Below are 24,902 nucleotides of genomic sequence, written 5' to 3' on the forward strand. Positions count from 1 at the left end.
GCTAGTGTGCCGGTCATGGCTGTTTTTCAAGAATCGACGGCAGGAGAGCCTATGAAAGGCATCGTTCTGGCGGGCGGCTCCGGCACCCGTCTTCACCCCATCACCCGCGGCGTGTCCAAACAGCTATTACCCATATATGACAAGCCGATGATTTATTATCCCTTGTCGGTGCTTATGCTGGCGGGTATTCGTGACATCCTGATCATCACCACACCCGAGGACCAGCCTTCTTACCGGCGACTGCTGGGCAACGGCGACCAGTTCGGCATCCGCCTGAGCTATGCCGGCCAGCCTAGCCCCGATGGATTGGCGCAGGCCTTTCTGATTGGCGAAGCCTTCATCGCCGGCGAGCCCTGCTGCCTGGTGCTGGGGGATAATATCTACTTCGGTCAGGGTTTCAGTCCGAAATTAAGGCAGATAGCGACGCGCACACAGGGCGCGACCATTTTCGGATATCAGGTAATGGACCCAGAGCGCTTCGGCGTGGTTGAATTTGATGATAATTTTCGGGCGCTGTCCCTTGAAGAGAAACCGGCCAAGGCCAAATCCAACTGGGCGGTTACCGGCCTCTATTTTTATGACGCCCAGGTGGTAGAGTTCGCCAAACAAGTCACCCCGTCATCCCGCGGCGAACTGGAGATCACGTCCATCAACCAGATGTACCTGGAGCGTGACCAGTTGCAGGTGCAACTCCTCGGCCGGGGCTTCGCCTGGCTGGATACCGGCACTCACGACAGCCTGATCGAGGCCAGTATGTTTGTGCAGACGGTGGAAAAGCGCCAAGGATTTAAAATCGCCTGCCTGGAGGAGATCGGCTGGCGTAACGGTTGGCTGGATGACGACGGCGTACGCCGCGCCGCCCAGGCATTGTCAAAAACCGGCTACGGCCAATATCTGGTGAATTTACTTCATGCCCGTCCACGCCAATATTGAACCTCTGCGCTGGGAAAGCGACTTTTTCGGTTTCGCCAGCGGCAAACTGGTCTTTGACCCGGCGGCTCCGCCGGTGTCTTCAGCCGGGCTGGATGCCTTCAATATCGTCCAGGCCAAAGTGGCGGCCCAGTGCCCACAGCAACTCGATGCGCTGGCGGCCCTGAATTTTCGTCTTGTGGAAAGTGAAATCGACCTTAGCGTTAACGTCGCGCCGCCCGCCGGGCCCGACATCGGCAAAAACGCTTATTCCGAGACCGTTTCACACTCCTCCGCGAAAATTCGTTTTGCCGGGGCGGCGGATATTCCGGCGTTACGCGCCATGGCGTCCACCGCATTCACCCTGAGCCGGTTTCGCGAACCCTGGTATTCCGGCCCGGACAGCAGCCGATTTTACGCCCTGTGGGCCGAAAACGCCGTGCTGGGACGTTTTGATCACCGCTGCCTGGTGGCTGGTCCGCCGGAGGCCGTTAACGGCATGGTGACCCTTAGGGATATCTCCGCGGAAGAGGTGCGTATCGGGCTGCTGGCGGTGGATCCGGCCTTCGGCGGTCGGGGCATCGGACGTCTGCTGTTTAACGCGGCCCTGGACTGGTGTCGCGATCATCACAAGAAACGCCTGCGGGTGGCGACCCAGACCGGCAACATCGCCGCGTTACGGCTCTACATAGCATGCGGAGCGACCATAGACAGCGCCGCTTATTGGTTATACAGGTGAACATATGATTCCGTTTAACGCGCCACCGGTGGTGGGTACTGAAATCGATTTTATCCGCTCGGCGATGGGCAGCGGTAAACTCTGCGGCGACGGCGGTTTTACCCAGCGCTGCCAGCAGTGGCTGGAGCAGCGTTTCGGCAGCGCCAAGGTATTGCTGACCCCTTCCTGCACCGCGTCGCTGGAGATGGCGGCTATTTTGCTGGATATCCGCCCCGGTGATGAAGTGATCATGCCCAGCTACACTTTTGTCTCCACCGCCAATGCCTTTGTGCTGCGCGGCGCCGTCATCGTCTTCGTGGATATCCGCCCGGATACCCAGAACATGGACGAAACCCTGATCGAAGCGGCCATCACCGAGAAAACCCGCGTTATTGTACCGGTTCACTATGCCGGCGTGGCCTGCGATATGGACCCTATCATGGCGCTGGCGAAAAAATACCGGCTGTTTGTGGTGGAAGATGCCGCCCAAGGCGTAATGTCCACCTATAAAGGCAAGGCTCTCGGCACCATCGGCCATATCGGCTGTTTCAGTTTCCATGAAACCAAAAACTACACGGCGGGGGGCGAGGGGGGCGCCACGCTGATAAACGACCCGGCACTGATTGAACGGGCGGAAATCATTCGGGAAAAAGGCACTGATCGCAGCCAGTTCTTTCGCGGCCAGGTGGATAAATACACCTGGCGCGATATCGGCTCCAGCTATCTCATGGCGGATATCCAGGCCGCCTATCTCTGGGGACAGCTGCAGGCGGCGGAAGAGATCAACCAACGCCGCCTGGCCTTATGGCGCCGTTACCGGGACGCATTATTGCCTCTGGCGGAGCAGAATCGCATCGATATCCCCTTTATCGCGCCGGGCTGCGAGCAAAACGGCCATATGTTTTACCTGAAGTTACGGGATATCCACGATCGTACGGCGTTCATCAACCATATGAAGGCGGCGGATATCCTGACGGTATTCCACTATATCCCCCTCCATGACAGCCCGGCCGGACAACGTTTCGGCCGCTTCCACGGCGAAGAGCGCTTTACCGGCCGGGAAAGCCGGCGGCTGGTGCGTTTGCCGCTGTTTTACAATCTCACCGACGATGCGCAATCCCGGGTTATCGACGCCATAAACGGATATTTCTCCTGATATGTCGCTGGCCGGGGCGTCATTATGGACCGCCGCGTCGACGCTGGTAAAGATCGGTGCCGGCCTGCTGGTGGTGAAGCTGCTGGCGGTATCTTTCGGACCCGGCGGCGTCGGGCAGGCGGGTAATTTCAGGCAGTTGGTGACGGTGCTGGGCGTACTGTCCGGCGCCGGTATTTTTAACGGCATCACCAGGTATGTAGCGCAATACCGGCACCAGCCGGAATCGCTGCGCAGGGTGCTGGGCACCGGTTCCACTCTGGTGCTGGGGTCTTCCGCCCTGCTGGCGCTGGTATTTCTGTGGGCCGCAGGGCCCATAGGCCGCGCGCTGTTCGGCCATGACCACTACCGGTCAGTGATCTATGCCGTGGCGTTTATTCAGCTCGGCATCGCTTATGCCAATCTGATGCTGGCCATCCTGAAAGGATTTCGCGATGCCGCGGGGAATGCCTTGGCCGTCGGCTGCGGCAGCATACTGGGAGCGGGCGCTTACTTTCTAAGTTATTATCTCGGTGGCTATCAGGGTGCGCTGGCCGGTTTAGCGCTGGTGCCGGCCGCTACCCTGCTGCCGGCGGCCCTGATCGTCGCCCGGCGGCGGAAGGTTCGACTGGCCGATTTACGCCCGGCATGGGATCGGATCCTGGCCACCGAGCTCGGCAAGTTTACCCTGATGGCGCTGATGACCTCCTTTACCCTGCCGGTAGCCTACATCCTGATGCGAAATTTGCTGGCGCGTCATTACAGCTGGTCGGAAGTGGGCATCTGGCAGGGCGTCAGCAGCATTTCCGACGCTTATCTCCAATTCATTACCGCCTCGTTTACCGTCTATCTGCTGCCCACACTGGCGCGCTTGACCGACAAGCGCGATATCAGCAAAGAAATCGCCCGTACGCTGTTGTTTGTGCTGCCTGCGGTGGCCGTTGTCAGCCTGGTGCTGTGGCTTATGCGCGATATTGCCATCCGTTTGCTGCTGTCCGCACAGTTCGATGCGATGCGCGATCTCTTTGCCTGGCAGCTGATTGGAGATGTACTGAAAGTGGGCGCTTACGTATTTGGTTATCTGGTCATTGCCAAAGCCTCCCTGCGCTTTTATCTTCTGACGGAATTGAGCCAATTTATCCTGCTGACCGGCTTTTCCCATTGGCTGATTCCTCTCCATGGGGCTCTTGGCGCGACCCAGGCCTATATGGCAACCTATATCGTCTATTTCTTGCTATGCGGCGGCGTGTTTACACTCTATTCCAGGAAAAAATGACTTTGCTGATCCACGTATTGGGTGCCGATATCCCCCATCATAATGTGACGGTCTTGAAATTCTTTAATGACCGCCTGGCCGGTGCGTTGCCGGCTGAACAGGTGCGGCATTTTATGGTGGCGGCCTCTGATATCTCCCTCTATCCGGACTTTCCGGCGTTGGACATCGCTGCCTATACGAATAAACCGGCCTTGGCGCAGGCGGTCATCAAGCGTGCCGCCGCCGACCCGGGGGCGCATTTTTTCCTGCACGGGCAGTTTAATGCCGGCATATGGCTGGCGCTGCTCACCGGCCGGTTATCCCCGGCCAGGATGAGCTGGCATATCTGGGGGGCGGATTTATATGAAGAATCCGTACAATGGAAACATCGCCTGTTTTACCTGCTGCGCCGCCGCGCCCAGGGCCGCATCGGCCATGTATTCGCCACCCTGGGGGATCTCTCGGTTTATCAACCGCGCTATCCCAAGGTGCCGTGCGAGCCGCTCTATTTTCCGACCCGTATGGATCCCGACCTGTCTTATGCTCGTCCGCCGATGCCGGCGGGAAAAAAGTTGACCATCCTGCTGGGCAATTCCGGCGATAGCTCCAATCGACATCTGGATGGCTTGCAATCCATCCGGCGGCAGTTCGGCACCCAAGCGCGGATCGTTATACCCTTGGGCTATCCGTCGAACAATGACGGCTATATCGCCCGGGTACGGACGGAAGCGGAAAAGTATTTTTCCCCGGAGCAACTGGAGTTGTTAACCGAACCGGTAGCCTTTGACGACTATCTCTCCTTGCTGCGGCGATGCGATTTAGGCTATTTTCTTTTTAACCGACAGCAGGGCATCGGAACGCTTTGCCTGTTGATTCAGTTCGGCGTGCCTTTTGTGCTGAGCCGGCAAAACCCGTTCTGGCGGGATTTGGCGGAGCAGCAGGTGCCGGTATTATTCCATGGCGATGCCCTGGATACGGCGGTGGTAGAGGAAGCTCAGCGGCAGCTGTCCGCCGTGGACAAAAGCCGTATCGCGTTTTTCTATCCCAATTATATGCAGGGCTGGCGGCGTGCGCTGGCCGTTGCGGCGGGGACCACCCTATGACTCTGGGGCAGTTTGGCGGGTTATTGGTCGTGTATCTGCTGGGACTGGTGTTTGTCCTGACGCTGACCTATCGGGAATTCAGGCGTATCAGATTTAACTTCAACGTGTTTTTTCGGTGCTCTACCTGCTGACCTTTTATCTCGGCTTCCCGTTTACCTGCGTACTGGTCTTCCGTTATAACGTCCAGGTGGTGCCCGCGGAGTATCTGATGTACGCCCTGCTGGCAGCCACGTCGTTTTACGGTATTTATTATGTCAGCTATAAAACACGCTGGTTTGCCCCAACGCAAACCCGCCCCATCGGGCTGCTGGCGTTTAACCGGGTAGAGGCCCATCTGGTCTGGGTAATACTGGCGCTCATTGCCGTCGGGACCGTGGGGGTCTTTTTTATACACAACGGCTTCCTGCTGTTTCGCCTGCAATCCTACAGCCAGATTTTTTCCCGCGATGTCTCCGATGTGGCGCTCAAGCGGTTTTTCTATTTCTTTATTCCGGCGATGCTGGTGCTCTATTTTCTCAATCCCCACCGCCGCAGCTGGCTGCTGTTCCTGCTCAGTACCGTTGCCTTCGGCATCTTCACCTATATGGTGGTGGGGGGAACCCGGGCCAATATCATTATCGCCTTTGCCCTGTTCCTGTTTATCGGGATACAGCGCGGCTGGATAAGCCTGTGGATACTGGGCGGCGCAGGGGTGATGGCGATTGCGGGCATGTTCTGGCTGGCGCTGAAACGCTATGGACTGAATGTCAAGGGCGACGAAGCCTTCTACACTTTTTTGTATCTGACGCGCGACACGTTCTCCCCCTGGGAAAACCTGGCGTTGCTGTTGCAAAATGGCGATAAAATCATTTTTCAGGGACTGGCGCCGATTGTTCGGGATTTTTATGTTTTCATCCCCGGTTGGGTATGGCCGGAACGGCCTAATCTGGTATTGAATACCGCCAATTATTTCACTTGGAATGTATTGGATAACCATTCCGGCCTGGCGATTTCCCCGACGCTTATCGGCTCGTTACTGGTGATGGGGGGCGTTGTATTCATTCCTCTCGGCGCTATCGCGGTGGGCCTGATCCTGAAAATGTTCGATACCCTTTATGAGCGCGGCAAGGCAGCGTCAGATCGCTATCGCTCGGCTATATTGCAGGCGTTCTGTTTTGGCGCGGTATTCAATATCATTGTGCTGGTGCGGGAAGGCGTCGATGCGTTCGTTTCCCGGGTAGTGTTTTTTTGTTTGATATACGGATTTTGCCTGGTACTGGCTAAATTGCTTTTTTGGTTGCTTGACCGCGCGGGACTGATACGACCCCGGCAGCCGCGGGGAACGACAGAGGCGTTATAATCACCCCTCTGCAAGGATAAAAAACATGGATAACATTGACGGGGTACCTCAGTACCGGATTCGCGGTTTGGCTATCTGGGGCTTTCGCGACCAACAACACTGTGTGGATTACCTGTTTGACGGCCACCGGGTCAAAACCGGCTGTCTGGTGGCAATGAACGCCGAGAAGGTGTTGAAGGCGGAACGGGACGCCGCTCTGTTTGCGCTGCTTAATGAAGCGGAAATCAAATATGCCGACGGCATCAGCATCGTGCGTTCTATCCGTCGCAAATACGTCTCTGCCCGGGTTACCCGCATCGCCGGCGCCGATTTATGGGAAGGCATCATGGAGCGGGCGGGTAAGACGGGTACGCCGGTATTTCTAATCGGCAGCCGGCCGGCGGTGCTGGAGCAAACCGCGGCGATTTTACGCGCCAAATGGAACGTCGTCATTGTCGGCTGTCGGGACGGTTATTTCACCGAAGACGAAAAGCCCGCTCTCTACAACCTGATCCGGGAGAGCGGCGCGGCCATTGTCACGGTGGCAATGGGATCGCCCCGGCAGGAGAACATCATGTTCGAGTGCCGGCGCTATCACCCGGATGCGCTGTATATGGGCGTAGGCGGCACCTATGATGTTTTCACCGGACATGTCAGGCGCGCCCCTCTCATCTGGCGTAATATGGGCCTGGAATGGCTCTATCGGCTGCTGAGCCAGCCGGGTCGCATCTGGCGCCAGTGCAAACTTTTACGTTTTGTGGGTTATTATGTCAGCGGGCGCCTTTAATGGGCAGGAAATGAGCAAAGCGTCATCAAACACATCAAAAGTATGAAAAAGCACTAGACAGTCAGGCCGCGATTCCGTACTATCCCCACCCGCAACGGCGCTAAGCGCCCGTAGCTCAGCTGGATAGAGCGCTGCCCTCCGGAGGCAGAGGTCTCAGGTTCGAATCCTGTCGGGCGCACCATTTTTAGTGCGCAAGTGCTGTAGCAGTTGCTTCGCCGCGTTGCGGTAATTGGTAATGGTGATTGTAGCTCAGTTGGTAGAGCCCTGGATTGTGATTCCAGTTGTCGTGGGTTCGAGTCCCATCAGTCACCCCAGAATCAGTGGGCATGCGAAGGTGGCGGAATTGGTAGACGCGCTAGCTTCAGGTGTTAGTGTCCTTACGGACGTGAGGGTTCAAGTCCCTCTCTTCGCACCACAACCTTGATATATCGATTGTCGGTATCCTATGTCTTTCCCTGTACAGCCTATCCGCTTGACGGCGGTTATGAATGCAGTGGCTTGTAGTATGCCTTGTCAGAAAATGTAAAGACGCAAGAAATCGGCGAGTAGCGCAGCTTGGTAGCGCAACTGGTTTGGGACCAGTGGGTCGGAGGTTCGAATCCTCTCTCGCCGACCAAATTCCTCAAAGGCTTAGCCTGTTGACCTTCGGTCTGAGCTATAAAAGCTAAGAAACAGTAAGTTATTATGACTTGCTGTTTTTGTCTTTAGCGTTTCCCGTATTTTGTTATACCCTCCAGGTATTGACTGACATAGTGCCGATGCATCCGCCCGACGCCAACTTCCCGATAAAGCTCAATCACCGTATCGCCCAAAAGCCGATTCTGAAATCTGCTCTATACTTGTTTAGGGATTCTACGCATTTTCTCGGCATCTTCATCAAGGATGGCTGGTATGTTGAGGAAAACAGAGTAGGCTGGCAGTGAGGCGTTACTACCTGAAAATCATTAACCTAATTTTTCATAAATATAAATAGAATATGATGTATTCTAGCAAAAATTAACGTTTTCAGTTAAAACCTTGGTGAAAATATATTTTTCGCCGTGAAATTGTCAAAAGTGATTATTTATGGACAGCAAAACTGCCATATGACCAATAGCCGAGAATAATTGCAGGCGGCATACTTATATGAAAAATTAAGTCGGCTTTTTGAAAGGTGAAATGCCATGATGTGCGTTCGTAAAAAACGCCGGCATCTATCATTCAGCCGCCGCATGTTGTATCGTGCTGAAAATTTATTGAGGAAATCCTCTTTGTGGTCACCTTTTTATTAGAAAGTTTAAAACTCGCCGGATAGAGCATACGTCCTTAGAAAGCATAAGAGTCGATGAGAGGTAAAAAATGGAAGTTGATTTCTTATTAATTGAAAACGATGGAAAAACATCCATTTATCGGGATGAATTCAAAATCGGGCGTATCTTGGTGACACCAAAAATGACCTTGCTGGGTATGGCCCAAAGCAAAAAGAGGAAGTCAGTTCCGGCTGCCAGGAGTTATGAAACGGTTGTTCATATCAGCGCTGACGGACAGCGGTACGCGGTAGCATTTTCGGGGAAAACGTTATCCGCGCATGAAACCGATGAGTTAATCAAAAGGTCAGTTCCGAAACCGCTGCCGCTGTAAAAACTCCTTTCAAGCTATCGTCTCGCTCAGCGCAGATGGAAAGGGTGTAGAGGCAGTTGATGCTCCATTCTCGTTATTTCCCGTCTTATCAGATCATTGCTTGATTAAAAGTTAGGTTGGCCGGAACATTTTTAGCCATTGTTGGTGTATCAACCTTCGTTGCTGAAATATCTTGGTTGCGGCATTGATAACATTGCATATTTTCAATAACTCATACGTTATGAAATAATTTAACACTCTTTAATCTAATAATGAAGAATTATTCGGCTTATTCATTTTACTTCATTGTCGAAAGAGGCAAGTCACTAATTTAAATGAGCATTAAATCGCTGTGACTGATTTGGGAGGCCCTTGTGGCTAAATTTTTAATGATTGGCGGTTCCTTAGATGGACAAATACTCGAAAAAACCTACCCACGAGAAGTGATCCATAAACTTAATAATAACATAAAGTTAGGACCGGTAAGCGAGGCGGCGCAAATAGTGGAAATTAGCACTATTGAAACATATTGGGTGCACCATGCCTATTTTGAAGGGAAATTATATGCCTATGCCAGTTTAAAACCCTACAATCCCATAAAGTCAATGCGTTAATCAAAGCATCGGCCCTAGAGGCATTGAAATAGCCTGTCCGGTGAGGCGTATGGAAATGAGTCAAGAATATTGTTTAGGTTGACCACAATATTTATCATGCCATCGCTAAATTCCTTTGCAAACGGGCCGTAAGAAAGTCTTGCCTGGCGCAGTGCCGCGCTGAAACTGATAATAAAAGATCCTCATTATGAGGAAAACGAACGCTCTATGAGTAGGATCTGGCGAAATATTCGGTTGATAACCCGGTAGTCATCAATGCTGTTAATATTCAAAATCAGGTTATTACCTTATAGGATGCACTCTGGTTTACACGTAAATTAATCATCATGATTTTTACCCACCTTTGATGAAAAAGGTAAAACCAGTGTTCGCAAACTGTCAGCTTTTCGGCATGGATCTCGGGTTCCCTGATGTCTGTTTGACGCCTGCGCCCTTGCCGGTTCCGGTGCCTTACCCCAACGTGGCAATGGGATTTATGGCCACGCCGCGCACCTATAAAATCCTATTTTCCGGTTTGCCGGCACATAATATGTCCACGCTGACCTATGCCAGTATGGGCGATAACGCCGGGGTAAATCTGGGCGTGGTTTCCGGGACGGTCATGGGGACATCGCGTCATTTGACCGGTGCATTTACCACCTTGATTAAAGGCTCCCCCGCCACTCGTTTAACCAGCCTAACGTTACAAAACGGCAATAATACGGTGGGCATGCGTCTCATTCCCAGCCAATTCAAGGTCATGATGCTCGGCATATGACGGTCAAACGTTTAAAAAATTCCTATTGAAATATTCAGGAACGATTTTGCCTTTTTCCGCTAGTGCGCCCCGTATTACAGAGATAGTGTTTATGACGTTGTCGTTTAGACCGCATGCTGAATGTTTTCATTTGCTCCGTATGATTTTTTTTCTCAGCTTTTTCCTCCTCGGCGGTTGTGCTGCTAAGGAGGAGCCTGCCGGCCGTTGTTATTCGCTGGCGTTTGTAGCTGAAGGCGAAGCAAACGGCGGTTCGCCGTTAAAAATACATCTCTTTCTTTTAACCGATCGGTCTGCATTTATGTCAGCAATTTGTGCTGATTTGCAGGGCGATATCAATACAAAACTTGCAAATGCGCTTTTGGATAAAAAACATTTTTTTTTGTTGCCTGATGTACCTCTCACCGAACAAACCCTGACGGTTGTGCCTGGGGCAAAATTTATCGGGATCTTTGCCGAGTACAAGCATATAGCGCACCAGCATTGGCGATTTCTGCTGCCCTTGGAAGATGCGGACCGCTCCCCGTTATGGCGGCGGTTTTGGCCCGATGACGCCGATGCTTTCAAGCAGATTATTGTAGTTTCCCGCGACGGCTTGCGGCTCCCATGACCCATGAGCAGCAATGTGCGCATCCGCCGTACCGGGACCAAAGTAAATTCAGGAGAGCAACCATGAAAAACGTGCAGAAAGTTCTTTGGATGGAAGGCATGTTTTTGCGGCCGCACCATTTTCAGCAGGCGGAAGAGTACCTGGAAGATTGTCATCGGCGTCTGCGACAGGGCGCCTATATCTGGGGCTTTTCCTCCCTGTCGGTGGATGAGAGCCTGCTGGCGTTCGGCAAAGTCGCGTTGGCCGGTGCCGAAGGCCTGTTCCCCGACGGTACGGCTTTTCATTTTTCCGGCGCCGACGCGGCGCCGGCGGTCATGGATATCCGCGCCGATCAAGGCGGAGCGATCATCCTGCTGGCGCTGCCGATAACGCGTGCCGGACGCGAATCGGTGACCTTCACCGATTCGGCGGATTCGCTGGCGCGTTATCTAGGGGTTGAAAAGGAAGTTATCGACACAAATGCGCTCTCCACCGGCAGCGCAATGGTGTACTGCGGTAAGCTGCGGCTGCGGTTGATGCCGGAAAGCGAGCTTAATGGCGAATGGCTATCGCTCGGGGCGGTGCGTATTAAAACGGTGCATCAGGATGGCAGCGTCACGCTGGATCCCGACTATATTCCCCCGTTGTTGAATAGTCGAGCCAGCACGGTACTGCAGGGATTCAAACAAGAACTGGCAGGGCTCTTGCGTCAGCGCCGGAGACAACTTAGCCGCTATATTCAGCAATGCGACGGTAACCGGGAAATCTATCGGGATTTCATGCTGCAGTCGCTGATTCACCGTTTCAGCGCTGAGTTGGATCACGTTTCGGCGTTACCTTCAGTGCATCCCGAGCGGCTGTTTGCCCATTGGTTGTCCATGGCGCTTGAACTGACGGTGTGTCATCCGCCTTACTATTTTGACGGCGACATTCCACGTTATAACCATCGGGATGCCGGACGCTGTTTTTCCAATCTGATGCTGAAATTACGCCAGGGATTATTCATCGCCAGGGAGGAGTATGCGATATCTTTGCCGTTAACTAATCAAATGCCGGGCTTAAGCGTGGCCACGTTGCCCCATCCTGAAATGGTGCGGAATTTTGATTTTATTTTGGCAGTGCAGGGAGATTTCGGATCGGATGAGCAGTTCGCCCATTTTCTGGCGCAGATTAAAATAGCCCCCACCGGCCGGATAAACGATGTGGTGCAGTTGCAGCTGCCCGGGATTTCATTGAATGTTATGACGCAAGCGCCGAAGCAACTCGTTGGCCTGCACGGCTGGCAATATATTGCATTGGATAACCATGGTCCGTTATGGCCGGAGATTGAAAAAACCGGCGCCTTCGCTTTCTATCTTGGCGGTGAGTTCTCCGACCGAGCGCTCGCTTTTTGGGCCGTCAGGCGCCGGTCCTCCGTGGGAGATGGCGGAAAATGATAGGGGCAAATGAATATAGCCCGACGCCAGGGGCGCATTATAACCATTTGTTAATTAACTCTTTTACAATTTTGAATGCTATTGCACATTTCCGTTTTGTCCCGGGGCCGCCTGATCTTGCCGCCCTGCGACAAACAATGATCAATGAGGTGCGCCATTTTGAACAGGCTTGCCAGCGTCTCGGCTTGTCTGATGAGGAGATCAATGGGGCTCGCTATTGTCTATGTAGCTCGTTGGATGAAGCGGCAGCCCTGACCGAATGGGGGAAAAGCGATATTTGGGCCGGTAACGGCCTGTTGCTGACTTTTCATAATGAAACCCACGGCGGCGAAAAATTTTTCCAGATTATGGATACGCTGTCCCAACAACCGGACAAACATACCGATCTGCTGGAACTCATTTATTTCTGTTTAATGTTGGGTTTTGGCGGCCGTTACCGCGTGATTGAAAACGGTATTTACCGGCTCCAGATCATCACCCTGGATTTGGCGCGGCAATTGCGTAAAACCAAAGGGGAGTATGCCGCGCCGTTAAGCCTGCCGCTTTTTTCTCCGGTGACTCCTCGGCGCGCCGGCCGGCCGGGACTGTTGCTGCTGAGCGTCTTGCTTGTCGGTCTGGCCGCCAGTACCACCTATATTTGGCTTAATCAACGTCTCGAGCGGGTTGCCGAGCGGGTGCAAGAACAATTATACGGGTTGCCGTTGCCCAAGGCCAAGCCCCCTTTTGGCGGCATATCCCTGGCCGCGTTACGGCAACATTTCAAAGATGATATCGCCTCGGGAAAAATGGACATTGTCTTGCGGGAGGGGAACATCGTGATTTCACTGTGCGGCGGCGATCTGTTCGGCTCTGCTCGTGCGCGGCTCAACGCCGGTTACAAACCGGTGATTAGTCAATTGGCCCGGCTGATGCTAATGCACTCCGGTCCGATCATCGTCACGGGTTACAGTGATAATCAAAAAATCCGCACACCGGAATACCCGTCCAATGAAGCATTATCCCTGGCACGGGCGGAAGCGGTGGCGCGTCTATTGCGCTGTTCGCTGCGTCCGTCGCAACGGGTGCTGGCGGAAAGCGCCGCCGACGCCGCGCCCTTATTGCCGAACAATACGGCCAAAAACCGGGCTATCAATCGTCGGATAGAGATTGTTTTTCCATTGACGGTGCTCAACGCCGCAGACGGGGGCAGGGAATAAACCATGCTGAAAATGCTCTTGTCAGTGGTAACAAGTCGTTTATTTTGGAGCGGCGTGGTGGTTGCGGCTTTATGCCTATTGGTACTGTTTACAGGGCCGTTGTTGGCCTTCGGCGAGATGCGTCCGTTGACGGATATCGTCAGTCGCCGATTGACCGTCGGCATCCTTATCACGGTATGGCTGCTGTCAAGCTTGGCGCCGCGTATTTATCATCACCGACGGCAGCAGGCTTTATATCGCCGATTAAGCCGCTCTGAGACGCCCTCACCGGCCGGCCGGCCGGAAGACCAGTCGCTGGCGAAGAGTTTTAAACGCACCGTTCGTCTGCTGAAACATCATCACTTCAGCGGCGGCACGTTTTTGCGCCGGTGGTCGCAACGCCTCGGCCGGCAGTATATGTACCAATTACCCTGGTATCTGGTGCTGGGAATGGAGGGCAGTGGCAAGGATAAGGCGCTGCAATATGCCGGCCTGGACTTTCATCATTCCCTCCATCAAATAAATTGCTTATCTCCGGCGGACAATTCGGCAAATCACTGTGAATGGTATCTGACATCGCAGGGCGTACTGGTGAGCCCGTCAAGCGATTATTTAGCCCAGGGTAATGGATCTTGGCGGCTGATGCTGGGATTATTGACCCGCTATCGCGCCCGCCAGCCGATTAACGGTGTGGTACTGGCGGTCAGCGTACAAGATTTGCTGCATCTATCACCGGATGAGCTGTATCGGCAGGCGGTGTTGCTGCGTAAACGTCTGCTGGAATTGCGCCGGCGCTTCAATATCCGGTTTCCTCTTTATTTGATGATCACCAAAGCCGACCGGTTGGCCGGTTTCAGCCAATACTTCAGCCGGTACGACGGACCGGAGCTGGAACAATATTGGGGCATGGCCTTTCAGTGGCCGTGTGACCGGGGGCAGTACAGCGGTTTTCAGACGGACTTCGGTGAAGGTTACGACGGGTTGCAATATCGTTTGCACGCCGCCTTGGCCGATACGCTGGCGGCGGAGGGGGATCCCCGGCTGAGAGCGAAAATTTTGGCTTTTCCGCAGGCGTTTGCCGCGTTGCGCCCCTTATTGTTGCGTTATGTGTCCACCCTGTGCGCAGGATCCGATTGCGATGGCGACATTGCGCTGCGCGGACTGTTTTTTACCAGCGCCAATCAAAAAAACCACAGTTGCAAATTGTCTGCGTCGCCTGGTCAATCTACTGTTTTTGATTATGGTTATGCCGTGGACGAGACGTTCGAGGATAGCGTCAAAAATAGTGTGCCGTCCAGGCAAAGCTATTTTCTCAAGGCGTTATTCCGTGATGTGATCCTGGCTGAAGGCGGTCTGGCGGGGCTGAACTTTTGGTCCGCCTGCCGTCGCCGTTTTCAGGTCATCGCTGGCTGCGGCCTGCTGCTGGCTCTGCTGGGGGCCGTGGTGACGGAGTTTACAACCAGCTACCATAACAATCGGCTTTATCTGGCGCAGGTGGAGGGGCGAATTCACTCGTTGGCACAGCAAAGCGCGCGTTTGAATGATTTGGCAACGACGGGTCTGGCAAACCTGCTGCCTTTTCTCGATGATGTGCGGCAGTTGACCCGGCACGAGCAGTTCGACCTCAGCCATCCGCCGCTGAATTACCGTATGGGGATGTATAGCGGCACACTGTTTGGTAACGCCGGCGAAATTGTTTATCTGCACGCGTTGAAACGCCTGCTGCTCCCCCTGGTGGCGCAACACATCACCCAGATGTTATATCAGGCGAATGCAACCGACGCCGAGTTTGTCTATCAGGCTTTAGCCGCTTATCAAATGCTGTATGAACCACAGCACTATGACGGTGAATTCTTACTGGCTTGGCTAATCGCAACCTTGCCGTCGATGCCGGAAGTCATCACGCTCGGAGAAGAGCGGCGCGCGCACCTTGTGCGGCACCTTTCCCGGCTGGTCAACGGGCCGCCGTTGCGTTCACCCTATGCCAGGGATTCGCAGTTAGTGCGGGAGAAACAAAATGCTGTTCAGCAAATATCCCTGCCTCAGCGCGTATACTCCCGGCTCAAAAAAAACCTGTTGAATGACAGCCGGTTCGCCGCGGTCAATCTAGCAGATCTTGCCGCCGAAGGGGAGGGCGTATTGGTGCGTAAAAGCGGTCCGGCAGACCGAGCTTCCGTCCCCGGCTTTTTCACCCCCCGCGGTTACTGGCTGGGATTAAATCCGCTGATCGCGGATGAGGTGGAAGCTTTGCGGGTCCGGGATAGCTGGGTATTGAATCAGTTGGCTGAGCAAGGGAGCAAAACGTTTGCTAGCCGGGTTCGTTACCTGTATATGACTGATTTTATTCAGCATTGGGACGACTTCCTCGCCGATATCGATTTGAAACAAACGACAACGCTGCCGCAACGCATTAATCAGGTCCTTGTCATGTCCGGCGATCGTTCACCGTTGCGCGAGCTCCTGATCAATCTCGACCGGATTGTTTCGCTACCGGCCCCTCAAACCGATGAACCGCTGAAAAACCTGGAGGGAGATTTCAGAGCTGAAGCCATGTGCATGTTCCACCGGCTCTTTACCGACAAGCCGGAGGAGCAGTCTGACCAGACGCCGGAACGGATGGTCAGAAACCACTACCGGGATATTATCGATCTCGCCCGCCCGCAGCCGGCCAACGGCAATAGAACGGTATTCGACGACATAGTGCGGCAATTGGGCGGCCTTTATCACTATCTTGCCGCCCTGCGCGATCAAGAGTTGCCGATTGCGCCCGCGGAGATGCCGACTCAACTCCAGGCCAATGCCATGCGCCTGCCAACCCCGTTTCGCCATCTGCTGCTTTCCCTGGCGAAGGAAGCCCATCGCGATACCCACCGCGAGACCGTGCAACGGCTGCACCGGCTTTTTGCCGGACAAATAGGCGGATATTACCACTTTTCCCTCGCAGACCGCTTCCCCTTGGCGCCGAACTGCCGGAAAGAAGCGAGTCACGGTGATATAGCATATATGTTCGCCCCCGGTACCGGTTTGGCGGATCGTTTTTATCAGCGCTATTTGGCGGATAAAGTGAATACCCGTGACGAAAATTGGCGATTTTTCCCTTGGGTGAGAGAAGAAGACGCCCGTGACGATACCCTGCTGCTGACTTTTTTTCGGGACGCCGCGTATATTCGCGATGCGTTTTTTCGTCAAGGCGACGCGGCCCCCGCCTTTTCATTTACCCTGCGACCGCTGGAGATGGATAACCGGATCCTCAGCCTGGCGCTGGATATTGACGGTCAGTCCTTTGAATACAACCACGGCCCCTCCACCCCTTATCATATGAACTGGCCCGGACCGGAACAGACGGGCAGTGCACGTTTAACCATGACATCGAGCGACGGTCAGGTAAAAACCCTTGTTATGAAAGGACCCTGGGCTTTCCACCGGCTGCTGGACGCCGGTCATGTTCGCTGGGAGGACAATCATCCCGTCGGCCGGGTGACCTTTATTATCGAAGAACAGAAAGCCACGCTTGAAATCGCCGCCGACAGTATGCGCAATCCTTTTATATTACCGAACGTCGGCAGTATTTTCCAACAGGAGACACTGTGAATATCGAGACATTATTAACGCCCATCAGTGCCGACGCCCCTTGCGGCGTCAATATGGAATATGAAGCGGATTTTTTGCGCATGATGCAACTGTCGGGCGGCAAACAGGAACAGCAGTTTGGCAATACGCTTATCGCAGCGCAGGAACCGGACTGGCGGCAAGTGGAAAATCTTGCCTTGCGCCTGCTGGACAAGAGCAAGGATCTGAGGATTATGCTGCCGCTGGCCCAGTCATGGACGGCGCAACGCGGGCTGTCCGGTTATGCGGATGGTCTGGCGCTGATTGGCGAAGCCTTGACGCGATTTTGGGAGCCGTTATTCCCTCTGCTGCGGCAAGGGGAGGAAGATGATCCTTTTATGCGGATTAACGCCCTGCGGGAACTGGGTGATGAATTCACCCTGGCGCGGCTGGTGCGGCAAAGCCCGTTTATACGTGCCGGCGGCAGCGGCCTGACACTTTGGGAAACGGTGTCAACCCTGGAAAACCGCAGCGGAATGGAAGAGAAATATCCCGGAGGCCCGGTCCGGTTACTGAGCGATATTCATCAAGGGATGAGTCCGCAGGGGCACTGTATCCCCGTGGCGATTGCTGCCTGCGAACGTATCTTGGATATCTTACGCCACCGTCTGGGGGATAGTGCGTTACCGGAAATGTCATCATTATTGGCGGCGTTAAACGTCCTGGCGCCACCAGTCGCGACCGCCATCTTATCGCCCGCAGCGGCCGCCCATCCAGGAACAGCGCCCGCGAGCCATATCGAGCGGATGCCGGCGCCCGTCGAACATGCGGCAATATATACTCGGGATGAGGCCTGCAGGGCGCTGGAAAATGTGAAACGCTATTTCATGAGTTTTGAGCCCGGCCACCCGGCGCCTTTAATGATAGCCAGGGTGCAGCAGTTAATGAACCAGGATTTTCTGGCCATCGTCGGCAATTTAGCCCCCGAGGCGGTAACGCAATTAGAATATTTTTTTGGTTGTACCAATAAACCTCAATAAATTCATATTCACGCCAGTAATAATGTTGGCGTCTTTAAAATATGAACAGATATGCGACAGAAAAGGCTATTTTATTATTCGGTCATCATCAGTGATAAACAAGATGTTTGTATATCGTCGCCTTTAAATTTGTTGATAGAAATAAGCATAAGAATATTATGCATTATAATGGTCATAATAATGATCGAATATTTTGTCATGGAGTTGAAAAAATATGGATAAATCTACCGGCGCACAGAAATTTATTTCCCGCAATCGCGCGCCGCGCGTTCAAATTGAATATGACGTTGAACTTTACGGTTCGGAGCGAAAAGTGCAGTTGCCGTTTGTGATGGGGGTCATGGCGGATTTAGCCGGACAATCCCGTCAGCCGGCGCCGCGTATCGATGAACGCCGATTTCTGGATATAGATACGGACAATTTCAACGATCGTATGAAATCCTTTAAGCCCGGAGTGAGTTTCCAGGTAATAAATACCCTGACCGGAGAGGGTGAACTGTCGGTAATGCTGGATTTCACGCATATGGACAGTTTTTTGCCGGATGCCGTGGCACGCCAGATCGACCCTCTGAACCGCCTGCTGGAAGCCCACATCCATTTGTCGAATTTGCTTTCTTATATGGATGGTAAGCACGGTGCGGAAGATCTGATAGCGTCTATCTTGCCGGATAGCGCGTTACTTCAGCTGATCGCCGGCGCGCCGGCGGTGCCTGAGGACGTTGCGGCAGCGGCACATGATGGACATGATGAACTGCGCGTGTGCCATGTCCGCCTGTATGAAGCGTTTCGTCCAAAAACCGACCAGGCCCAGAGCGCGGTGGCGCAGGCGGTTAAAACCCTTGCGCAGCAGGTGCTGGAAAACCAACTGCCCGTGACCAATAATGCCTTTAGCGCCATTCAGGGGTTGATCTCGGCCATTGATGAAAAATTATCTCGGCAAATTAATGTGATTTTGCACCACCCTGACTTTCAGAAACTGGAAGGCGCATGGCGCGGACTGCATTATCTGGTGAGTAACACCGAAAGCAGCGACATGCTGAAAATCCGTGTGCTGAATATCAGCAAACAGGAACTCAGTCAGGCGTTAAAGCGTTATAAAGGCGCCAGCTGGGATCAAAGCCCGCTCTTCAAACGGATATATGAAGAAGAGTACGGCCAGTTTGGCGGCGAACCTCTCGGCTGCCTGGTGGGTGACTATTATTTTGACCATAGCCCTCCGGATACCGAATTATTGGGAGAAATGGCCAAAATCGCCGCCGCCGCCCATTGCCCTTTTATTAGCGGCGCGTCCCCCGGCGTGATGCAGATGGAGTCCTGGCAGGAGCTGTCCAATCCCCGGGATTTAAGCAAAATATTCCTCAACACCGAATATGCCGCCTGGCGCATGCTGCGGGAATCCGAGGATGCCCGCTATTTGGGCCTGGTGCTGCCCCGAGTACTGGCGCGGTTGCCTTACGGCATCCGTACCCATCCGGTGGATGCTTTCCTGTTTGAAGAGCAGACCGACGGGCCGACGCACGGCAATTATGTCTGGAGCAACGCTGCTTACGCCATGGCGGTGAATATTAACCGTTCCTTCAGGGAGTACGGTTGGTGTACCTCTATCCGCGGAGTGGAATCCGGCGGTGCGGTGGATAATTTGCTTTGCCATACTTTTCCCACCGATGATGGCGGGCTGGATATCAAGTGTCCGACGGAAATCGCCATTACCGATCGCCGCGAAGCTGAGCTGGCGAAAAACGGATTTATGCCGCTGGTCTATCGAAAAAATTCGGATTTCGCCGCGTTTATCGGTGCGCAATCGCTGCAGAAACCAGCTGAATATGACGATGCCGATGCCACCGCCAATGCCAATCTGGCCGCCCGTTTGCCTTATCTGTTTGCCTGTTGCCGGTTTGCTCATTATCTGAAATGCATTGTTCGCGATAAGGTAGGGTCTTTCCAAACCCGCGATGAAATGGAGCGCTGGCTGAACAAATGGATCATTAATTATGTGGATGGGGATCCGGCCAATTCCTCGCAAAAAACCAAAGCGCGCCGGCCCTTGGCGGCGGCGGAAGTGGAGGTGTGCGAGCTAGAGGACAACCCGGGTTATTATCAGGCCAAGTTCTTCCTGCGACCGCATTATCAATTGGAAGGCCTGACGGTATCGTTGCGGCTGGTATCGAAACTGCCCTCGCTTAAGCAAGCCGGTAAGGGGAACTGATCATGCATAATAGTCTTTATCTCCAGGTGGATGGTGTGACCGGCGAAGCCAAAGATTCCAGGCACAAGGGGTGGATAGATGTACAGACCTTCCGCTGGCAATTGAGGCAGCCCACTGAGGCCGGCGTGGGCGGCGGCGGCGGTTGCGGCCGGCTGGTGGTCAGGGATCTGGAGGTATTCGCCCGCATGGACAAAGCTATGCCGACGCTAATGACTCTGGGCGCGGAAGGCAAGAGGCTGAAAACCGTCAGCGTCGTGATGTGTAAAGCCGGCAGCGAGCAGGACGAGTATTTGCACATCATACTAAAAACCGTGATGTTGAGCGGTATTGAAATCGGGACGCATTCCGGGGATGACGGTATTGACGGCGGGGCCTTGAGCAAAGGGGATATCGGCGTTATCTACCGCTTTTCCCCCTCGCTGGTAGAGGTTAATTACCATGAGCAGGACGAAAACGGCAGTCCGGGGCCGCAGGTCACCTTTAACTGGGATGTGAAGGGAAATACCCAATAAGTGACCGCCGGGGCCGGGTCTCTTCCGTCCCCGGCGTTACACATTCAAGAAGGGCTCGGGGCAAAAATAAAAATCATCCCGATTGGAATGGCCGCTATTCAGCCCCAGCCAGCATCCTTGCCCCAGTGGGTGCCGGCGGCCCAATACGCAGCCCCGATAGTGTTCTTTCGCCAGCACCAGCTTGAGCTCCCAGATATATTCGATACCGGCATAGTGCGCCACCCAGCGCCGCAGCTCGGCGAGCCTGCCGGTGCGGCAGGGCTCCCCGTTAGGGGCGGAGGGCAGCAATTGCCGATACGTCCGCCAGGACAACGGTCCGATGACCAACTGAAATTTGCATTGCCTGTCCGCAATCGCAGTCCCGAGGCAACAGCGTTTACCCAGCGCGGGCGCGCCGCGCTTCTGCAGCCGTAATTGTGTTGCTCTCGGCAGGGCCAGCCAGTGAAACAGGTTTTCATGGATGTGGACCGGTACGGAAAACGAGTGGCGAATAATACTCGCCAGCCCCGCGGCATTGCGGGGATGACGTGTCAGATGCCCAGCCATGAAATAACGTGACGGTAAACCCGGCATATCGCCGTGCCCGGCGATATGACCCAGTCCGAGCAGACAGGCGGCGTAATGATCGAATCGCCGGTTATCCGGTCTGTCGAATGAAACACAGTGCTGAGCGTCCGCCCAGGCACGGTAAAACAATAAAATCAGCCGATGATGAAATATATCGGCAAAAGCGGCCAGACTGGTATCCTTGTATTGTCGCCGGCGCTGATAGGCATATTCCGTGATATGTAACGGTAGCGGCCCGTTTGGGCCGAACAGGCCGAATCCATGGATATCGATACGCCGCCGCCGACTGTCCGACATGGGTGAAATGGCGGCAATGGCGGCGGAGGCAAATCCCAGCGAGGGTCGCTGACCCATTCTCACCGGCTCATGACGCGGCAGGGGAGCGCGGCCCAGGGGATAATGCGCGCCGGCTTCTGCGTCCACCCGGCGCAATAACTGAAAGAGATCGTAGCGCCAGGGCTGTTCCGCGCGCGCCATCCAGTCATCGTTCTCCCCGCACGGGGCCGTGCGGTACGGGCCGGCTGCCTGTTTTACCGGCAACCGGCGATAGTGTGGGGCGGGGCAAAGCCGTCGCAAGCAGTTGATCTTCATAAAGGGGTTCTCCCCCCCGCCTGTGCCGGCCAAAAACCAATGGCGCCGCGTTGCACCGAGATGAGCCGAGTCTCGGTAAAACTGTTGATGGTCGCCAACCGTGCGAACAGACGGGACAGCACGCTGCCCAGCAGCCAGGAGCTCGCTCCGGAAAAAGCCTGCTCGTCCACCATAAGCTGTATGCTTATACCGCGGGCATACATGGCGGGCGGCGCCATCAATCGATGGCAGGGCTCCAGGCGGCAGCCACGGATACCGGCAATGTGCTGTCCGGCGCCGGCCTGTTCGGCATGAGTATTGAGCAGGCGCCGCAAAGCACCGCCGCTTTCATCACCATCCATCAGACTGAAATAATTAAGTTGCAGTTGATTGATCAACTGCCAGCAGGCATTGTTTTGTGCCTGCGCCGGCCTAGGCGCGCTGGGGCCATTGCGTAGCCGAATCCGCTGTATCGGCACGGAATCCTGCAGCACAAATCCGTCTGCATCCGCCGGTCCGTATTGCAAAGGCAGTTGGCGATTCGAGCACAAAACCTCGGCACTCAAAAACTTTAAATCGTTATGCCAAGGAGGATGTGCTTCATCGGCCAGAGCAATAAACACTTCCGAGCCGCTGTAGCCGTCACCGGCGGGCCAGGGTATCTGCTCCCGGCGTAAAGAAAAGTAGCCGGCGTCATGAGGGCAATCATCGCGCTGGACGGAATAGATCGGTTTGAACAGACGTTGGTAACCGTTGTCTCCCTGATGACCGCTGCCGTGCAGTTTCAGTACCGAGTAGATTTCGTAATCTCTGGGTCGGAGCCGGTCCACCACCAAATGATAATCGGGCTGCCGTTCATTGAGCACGATCCGCTCGGCGGTCCGGGGGAATAAATTGATTACCGGCGTACAGTGCAGCGCCAGATGATCCGCATTGACCCTGCACTCCAGCTCCGGTTCGGCTTTATCCAGCAACAGTATAATATCCAGTTGCCGCTGTTTTCCGCCCCGCGCCAGCAAGGGCTGTAATCCGTGGATACTGAAAAACCGGAAGCGGGGCGGAAAATAAAAATATTCCTGTACCAGGCGGTAACCGTCCAGATTGCGCTCGTCCGGCGGCAGCAGCGCCTGATTGATGTCAAATCCTTCATGATGCAGCGCGCCGGCGTCCAAACGCAGGTTTTGCGGCGAAAAACCACCGGTTTGGCACAATACGCCCAGGGTATGCTGCATAATCAATTCCAGCAATTGCTGCGCCTGCACATCTCCCGCACTGAGATAAAACATCAGATGATTGCACTGCATCTGCTCAAGGCAGACATTATCAAAACAGCTCAGTCTGATACGTAACGCGCTGAGCGCCTCCCCGGCCCCGTCCGCCGCGGGGGAAAGACCCGCCGGTAGGCCCCCAAGGGTAACATCCCGGATCTGCAAGGGCTGGAGCGTCACATCATGGGCGGTGCGATAGCGGCAGGTGATGCCTTTATACTTCAGCGCCCGGGCATCCATAACGGTGCCGCGGGGCACGACGAATCCCTGGCTAATGTCGCCTTTGCCGGCATCCGGCTGCAGCTCGACGATGGCCATGGACGGGATCCCGGCAAGATAATTCGGGTATAGCATGTTCAATAATTGGCCGGAAAAATGGGGGAATTGCGCATCCATTTTCATTTGAATGCGAGACGTCAGGAAGGCGAATCCTTCCAGCAGCCGTTCGACGTAAGGATCGGCTGCTTCATCGCCGCTCATTCCCAGTCTTCCAGCCACTTTGGGATACTGCCGGGCAAATTCCGTTCCCATTTCACGCAGCCAGGCTAATTCGCGGTTGTAATACTCCAGCATTCGATTATCCATGCCCTATCCTTTTTCGCCCAGCCTGACGTGGCCGGTTTCCAAATCCATATGACTGTAAAAGAGAAACTCGACATGGTCAGGCCGCCAGTGGAAGAATCCCTGAAGAGTGAATGATAAAATCTGCGGCGAGACGGACAGGGAAGGCGGGTGGCTGTTAATCCGCAGCCCGGTGGCTATAATCCGCGGTTCAAAACGCATGATCGCGGTCTTGATGTCGGCGGCGATATCCTGCCGCTGTATTTCCGATATCACTTTACCCGCCAGCGGCGGCATGCCGAAATTCAGGGTACTGCTGCAGATATGTTTTTTGTCCTGACCTGGCGGTAAAGACAACGGCCGGGTACAATTCAACAGGATTTGCAGGTTCGTCAGGATCGATGCTTGCAGGTGTTGCCGGGAAATATCCTGGCTATCCCAGGCTTCATCGGCATGTCCCGGCCGGTCATCGGTCAGCCGCTCCAGCAGCATCGGTAATTTCTGTTGTTGTGGGGCGTATGTCGCCCGGTTTCCGCCCGGCGGTGATAGGGTGTGGTCTGCCCATGTTAGCATGATAATCTTACCTTGAGGTCGCCGGCTAGCCGACATGGATTTGTTCGGCGTCCAGCTTGGTGATGGCGTCGGAGGTCATTAGCAGGTGCTTGCCGTGCAGGCGGGCATAATCCTCCGCCTCGCAATCCCATTGACCGACCCGGACATGCTCGGTTTGCGTGACTTTCCGCAGTAGCCGCTGGCTGATGGAGACCACCGTTTCCCAAACCGATTCCAAACAGCGGCCGACGATGGAGCCGTTTCCGACCCAAGCCGATAAGGCATTGCCGCGATAGTGCAACGAGTCGATGCGGCAATCCCCACGGCGGGCGTCGATGTCGAGGGTCTGGCTATGCAGGGCCAGCTTATCCGCGCTTGCGAGAGTCAGCGTTCCCTGCGGGGTGATGTGCAGATCGCCGTCAACGCTGAGTGAAAAAGGCCGGTAACGGTCGGCCCGGGTCAGTATCGCCAGCAACCATAGCTGCTGCCCGTTACCGGCAATCAGCACTTCATCGCCGGCTTGGGGTACCAACAGGCAACTGGCGGCCAGTCGGCATTGCCAGCCGCGCTGCCGGTGTTTCACAATGAAAAAACCATCCGGCAGTAAATTGACAACCTGTCCCACCGCCTGGGCGGGCGGGGTCACCGCCGGGGTACAATGTTTTTCTTGATTAAGCATAGTGCCTCA

General features: G+C 54.5%; 20 protein-coding genes, 4 tRNA genes and 2 pseudogenes. 22 read left to right on the plus strand and 4 right to left on the minus strand.

The window, feature by feature from the left end; genetic code table 11:
- Positions 1-51: 51 nt before the first annotated feature.
- From rfbA to GTU79_RS01625, 22 genes and pseudogenes are all read left to right on the plus strand, one after another.
- The gene (gene rfbA / locus GTU79_RS01525) at positions 52-933 is read left to right on the plus strand and encodes a glucose-1-phosphate thymidylyltransferase RfbA (RefSeq protein ID WP_203524374.1); all 882 of its coding nucleotides are present in this window, start codon (positions 52-54) and stop codon (positions 931-933) included.
- Positions 911-1,648, plus strand: coding sequence for a dTDP-4-amino-4,6-dideoxy-D-galactose acyltransferase (rffC, locus tag GTU79_RS01530; RefSeq protein WP_203524373.1), 738 nt, complete (start codon positions 911-913; stop codon positions 1,646-1,648). The genes rfbA and rffC overlap by 23 nt, the downstream gene beginning before the upstream one ends.
- Before the next feature lie 4 nt (positions 1,649-1,652).
- Complete coding sequence (rffA, locus tag GTU79_RS01535) at positions 1,653-2,783, plus strand: dTDP-4-amino-4,6-dideoxygalactose transaminase (RefSeq protein WP_203524372.1); 1,131 nt, start codon at positions 1,653-1,655, stop codon at positions 2,781-2,783.
- A gap of 1 nt (position 2,784) precedes the next feature.
- A complete protein-coding gene (gene wzxE, locus GTU79_RS01540) occupies positions 2,785-4,035 on the plus strand; it encodes a lipid III flippase WzxE (RefSeq protein WP_203524371.1) in 1,251 nt (416 codons plus the stop codon).
- A complete protein-coding gene (locus GTU79_RS01545; protein ID WP_203524370.1) occupies positions 4,032-5,117 on the plus strand; it encodes a TDP-N-acetylfucosamine:lipid II N-acetylfucosaminyltransferase in 1,086 nt (361 codons plus the stop codon). The genes wzxE and GTU79_RS01545 overlap by 4 nt, the downstream gene beginning before the upstream one ends.
- Positions 5,114-6,456 (plus strand): annotated as a pseudogene (wzyE, locus tag GTU79_RS01550) (ECA oligosaccharide polymerase). Before GTU79_RS01545 ends, wzyE begins: the two are co-directional and overlap by 4 nt.
- A gap of 25 nt (positions 6,457-6,481) precedes the next feature.
- Positions 6,482-7,222 (plus strand): lipopolysaccharide N-acetylmannosaminouronosyltransferase, encoded by a 741-nt coding sequence (gene wecG, locus GTU79_RS01555; RefSeq protein WP_203524368.1) that lies wholly within the window; start codon positions 6,482-6,484, stop codon positions 7,220-7,222.
- 104 nt (positions 7,223-7,326) lie between these two features.
- Positions 7,327-7,403, plus strand: a tRNA-Arg gene (locus tag GTU79_RS01560).
- A 57-nt stretch (positions 7,404-7,460) separates the two neighbouring features.
- Positions 7,461-7,536, plus strand: a tRNA-His gene (locus GTU79_RS01565).
- Positions 7,537-7,550: 14 nt separating this feature from the next.
- A tRNA-Leu gene (locus tag GTU79_RS01570) sits at positions 7,551-7,637 on the plus strand.
- A gap of 124 nt (positions 7,638-7,761) precedes the next feature.
- Positions 7,762-7,838 (plus strand) — tRNA-Pro (locus GTU79_RS01575).
- A gap of 722 nt (positions 7,839-8,560) precedes the next feature.
- Positions 8,561-8,842 carry a hypothetical protein gene (locus tag GTU79_RS01580; RefSeq protein ID WP_203524367.1) on the plus strand — a complete coding sequence of 94 codons (282 nt, stop codon included), beginning with the start codon at positions 8,561-8,563 and terminating at the stop codon, positions 8,840-8,842.
- 353 nt (positions 8,843-9,195) lie between these two features.
- Entirely contained in the window at positions 9,196-9,435 is a 240-nt protein-coding gene (locus GTU79_RS01585; RefSeq protein ID WP_214513652.1) for a hypothetical protein, read from the plus strand.
- 364 nt (positions 9,436-9,799) lie between these two features.
- Complete coding sequence (locus GTU79_RS01590) at positions 9,800-10,192, plus strand: DUF4150 domain-containing protein (protein ID WP_203524365.1); 393 nt, start codon at positions 9,800-9,802, stop codon at positions 10,190-10,192.
- A 46-nt stretch (positions 10,193-10,238) separates the two neighbouring features.
- Positions 10,239-10,799: a type VI secretion system lipoprotein TssJ gene (gene tssJ / locus GTU79_RS01595; RefSeq protein WP_214513653.1), complete on the plus strand. Its 561-nt coding sequence runs from the start codon at positions 10,239-10,241 to the stop codon at positions 10,797-10,799.
- A gap of 62 nt (positions 10,800-10,861) precedes the next feature.
- On the plus strand, positions 10,862-12,214 hold the full coding sequence (gene tssK, locus GTU79_RS01600; protein ID WP_203524363.1) for a type VI secretion system baseplate subunit TssK: 1,353 nt from the start codon (positions 10,862-10,864) through the stop codon (positions 12,212-12,214).
- Positions 12,211-13,410, plus strand: a complete 1,200-nt coding sequence (icmH, locus tag GTU79_RS01605) for a type IVB secretion system protein IcmH/DotU (protein WP_253073471.1) — start codon at positions 12,211-12,213, stop codon at positions 13,408-13,410. Before tssK ends, icmH begins: the two co-directional genes overlap by 4 nt.
- Positions 13,411-13,413: 3 nt before the next feature.
- The gene (gene tssM, locus GTU79_RS01610) at positions 13,414-16,980 is read left to right on the plus strand and encodes a type VI secretion system membrane subunit TssM (RefSeq protein WP_203524361.1); all 3,567 of its coding nucleotides are present in this window, start codon (positions 13,414-13,416) and stop codon (positions 16,978-16,980) included.
- Entirely contained in the window at positions 16,977-17,978 is a 1,002-nt protein-coding gene (gene tssA, locus GTU79_RS01615; protein WP_203524360.1) for a type VI secretion system protein TssA, read from the plus strand. Before tssM ends, tssA begins: the two co-directional genes overlap by 4 nt.
- Positions 17,979-18,192: 214 nt before the next feature.
- Positions 18,193-18,609, plus strand: a pseudogene (gene tssB / locus GTU79_RS30015) (type VI secretion system contractile sheath small subunit); the annotation flags it as partial.
- 120 nt (positions 18,610-18,729) lie between these two features.
- A complete protein-coding gene (tssC, locus tag GTU79_RS01620) occupies positions 18,730-20,184 on the plus strand; it encodes a type VI secretion system contractile sheath large subunit (protein WP_253073617.1) in 1,455 nt (484 codons plus the stop codon).
- 2 nt (positions 20,185-20,186) lie between these two features.
- The gene (locus GTU79_RS01625) at positions 20,187-20,696 is read left to right on the plus strand and encodes an Hcp family type VI secretion system effector (RefSeq protein ID WP_203524359.1); all 510 of its coding nucleotides are present in this window, start codon (positions 20,187-20,189) and stop codon (positions 20,694-20,696) included.
- A 36-nt stretch (positions 20,697-20,732) separates the two neighbouring features.
- Here GTU79_RS01625 and tssG read toward each other — a convergent pair whose 3' ends face one another.
- The 4 genes from tssG to GTU79_RS01645 are packed head-to-tail and all read right to left on the minus strand — an operon-like array spanning position 20,733 to position 24,893.
- On the minus strand, positions 20,733-21,854 hold the full coding sequence (gene tssG, locus GTU79_RS01630) for a type VI secretion system baseplate subunit TssG (protein WP_203524358.1): 1,122 nt from the start codon (positions 21,852-21,854) through the stop codon (positions 20,733-20,735).
- Positions 21,851-23,686, minus strand: a complete 1,836-nt coding sequence (gene tssF, locus GTU79_RS01635) for a type VI secretion system baseplate subunit TssF (protein WP_203524357.1) — start codon at positions 23,684-23,686, stop codon at positions 21,851-21,853. Before tssF ends, tssG begins: the two co-directional genes overlap by 4 nt.
- A 3-nt stretch (positions 23,687-23,689) precedes the next feature.
- Positions 23,690-24,235, minus strand: coding sequence for a type VI secretion system baseplate subunit TssE (tssE, locus tag GTU79_RS01640; RefSeq protein WP_203524356.1), 546 nt, complete (start codon positions 24,233-24,235; stop codon positions 23,690-23,692).
- A gap of 25 nt (positions 24,236-24,260) precedes the next feature.
- Positions 24,261-24,893 carry a DUF3540 domain-containing protein gene (locus GTU79_RS01645; protein WP_203524355.1) on the minus strand — a complete coding sequence of 211 codons (633 nt, stop codon included), beginning with the start codon at positions 24,891-24,893 and terminating at the stop codon, positions 24,261-24,263.
- Positions 24,894-24,902: the final 9 nt, after the last annotated feature.

Source organism: Sodalis ligni, assembly GCF_016865525.2.
Taxonomy (GTDB): domain Bacteria; phylum Pseudomonadota; class Gammaproteobacteria; order Enterobacterales; family Enterobacteriaceae; genus Acerihabitans; species Acerihabitans ligni.

Coding starts and splice junctions, on each gene's coding strand:
- rfbA (WP_203524374.1), top strand. CDS start 52: ATGAAAGGCATCGTTCTGGCGGGCGGCTCCGGCACCCGTCTTCACCCC.
- rffC (WP_203524373.1), top strand. CDS start 911: ATGCCCGTCCACGCCAATATTGAACCTCTGCGCTGGGAAAGCGACTTT.
- rffA (WP_203524372.1), top strand. CDS start 1,653: ATGATTCCGTTTAACGCGCCACCGGTGGTGGGTACTGAAATCGATTTT.
- wzxE (WP_203524371.1), top strand. CDS start 2,785: ATGTCGCTGGCCGGGGCGTCATTATGGACCGCCGCGTCGACGCTGGTA.
- GTU79_RS01545 (WP_203524370.1), top strand. CDS start 4,032: ATGACTTTGCTGATCCACGTATTGGGTGCCGATATCCCCCATCATAAT.
- wecG (WP_203524368.1), top strand. CDS start 6,482: ATGGATAACATTGACGGGGTACCTCAGTACCGGATTCGCGGTTTGGCT.
- GTU79_RS01580 (WP_203524367.1), top strand. CDS start 8,561: ATGGAAGTTGATTTCTTATTAATTGAAAACGATGGAAAAACATCCATT.
- tssK (WP_203524363.1), top strand. CDS start 10,862: ATGAAAAACGTGCAGAAAGTTCTTTGGATGGAAGGCATGTTTTTGCGG.
- icmH (WP_253073471.1), top strand. CDS start 12,211: ATGATAGGGGCAAATGAATATAGCCCGACGCCAGGGGCGCATTATAAC.
- tssM (WP_203524361.1), top strand. CDS start 13,414: ATGCTGAAAATGCTCTTGTCAGTGGTAACAAGTCGTTTATTTTGGAGC.
- GTU79_RS01625 (WP_203524359.1), top strand. CDS start 20,187: ATGCATAATAGTCTTTATCTCCAGGTGGATGGTGTGACCGGCGAAGCC.
- tssG (WP_203524358.1), bottom strand. CDS start 21,854: ATGAAGATCAACTGCTTGCGACGGCTTTGCCCCGCCCCACACTATCGC.
- tssF (WP_203524357.1), bottom strand. CDS start 23,686: ATGGATAATCGAATGCTGGAGTATTACAACCGCGAATTAGCCTGGCTG.
- tssE (WP_203524356.1), bottom strand. CDS start 24,235: ATGCTAACATGGGCAGACCACACCCTATCACCGCCGGGCGGAAACCGG.
- GTU79_RS01645 (WP_203524355.1), bottom strand. CDS start 24,893: ATGCTTAATCAAGAAAAACATTGTACCCCGGCGGTGACCCCGCCCGCC.